The following is a 929-nucleotide window of genomic DNA, read 5'->3' on the forward strand; positions in this document are numbered from 1 at the left end:
CCCCGGTGCGCCGGCCCTGCCCTGCGCGAGCCCGCCGGCCCAGGCGGCGCGCCCCACCTGGACCTCGTGCCCGTCCACCCGTCCGCGCAGGCCGTGGCCGTGGACCTCCTCCAGGTCGCTCGGCAGGGACAGCGGCAGCCCGCGGCGCGACGCGGCGGTGACGATCGCCCCCGCCAGCACGTGCGGCGACATCTGGTCGAGCGACGCGGCGAGGCGCAGGACCTCGTCGGCGCCCGGGGCGGTGCCGTGCGCGCCGGGTAGGTCACTCCCGCCGGTCGCGACCGGCGTGGCGGCCGGGGCGGGGGGTACCAGGACCGCGGCCACCGTGGGCCGCCCCTGCGTCACGGTCCCCGTCTTGTCCAGCAGCACGACCCGCGCACCGGCCAGCCGCTCCAGCGGACCGCCACCGCGGATCACCACGCCGAGCCGCGCGGCGCGCGAGATGCCCGAGACCACGGCGATGGGCGCCGCCAGGAGCAGCGGGCACGGCGTCGCGACGACGAGCACGGCGACCGCGCGCACCGGGTCCCCGGACACGAGCCACGCGGCGCCCGCGACGGCGACGGTGAGCGGGACGAACAGCACGGCGACGCGGTCCGCCGCCCGGACGAACGGTGCGGACGAGGCCTGTGCCGACTGCACCAGCCGGACGATCCCGGCGTACGTGGAGGACTCCGCCGTCGCCGTCGCCACGAGCTCGGCCTGGCCCCCGGCGTTGACGACGCCGCTGCGGACGTCCTCCCCGGGCCCGCGCTCCCTCGGGAGCGGCTCGCCGGTCAGCGCCGCCTCGTCGAGGACGGCCGCCGTCAGCAGCCGTCCGTCGACGGCGACCACCTCGCCGGCCGCCACGACGACGACGTCGCCCAGGCGCACCTCCTGCGCGGCCACGTCGCGGACGGTGGCGCCGACGCGGACCCGGGCCCGGCGCG

General features: G+C 79.7%; 1 protein-coding gene. It reads right to left on the reverse strand.

Annotation, left to right across the window (positions count from 1 at the left end):
• Nucleotides 1-929: HAD-IC family P-type ATPase (locus tag N866_RS19100; protein ID WP_155855518.1), on the reverse strand; the 929-nt coding region annotated here is incomplete at both ends.

The sequence above is a fragment of the Actinotalea ferrariae CF5-4 genome (assembly GCF_000603945.1).
Classification (GTDB): domain Bacteria; phylum Actinomycetota; class Actinomycetes; order Actinomycetales; family Cellulomonadaceae; genus Actinotalea; species Actinotalea ferrariae.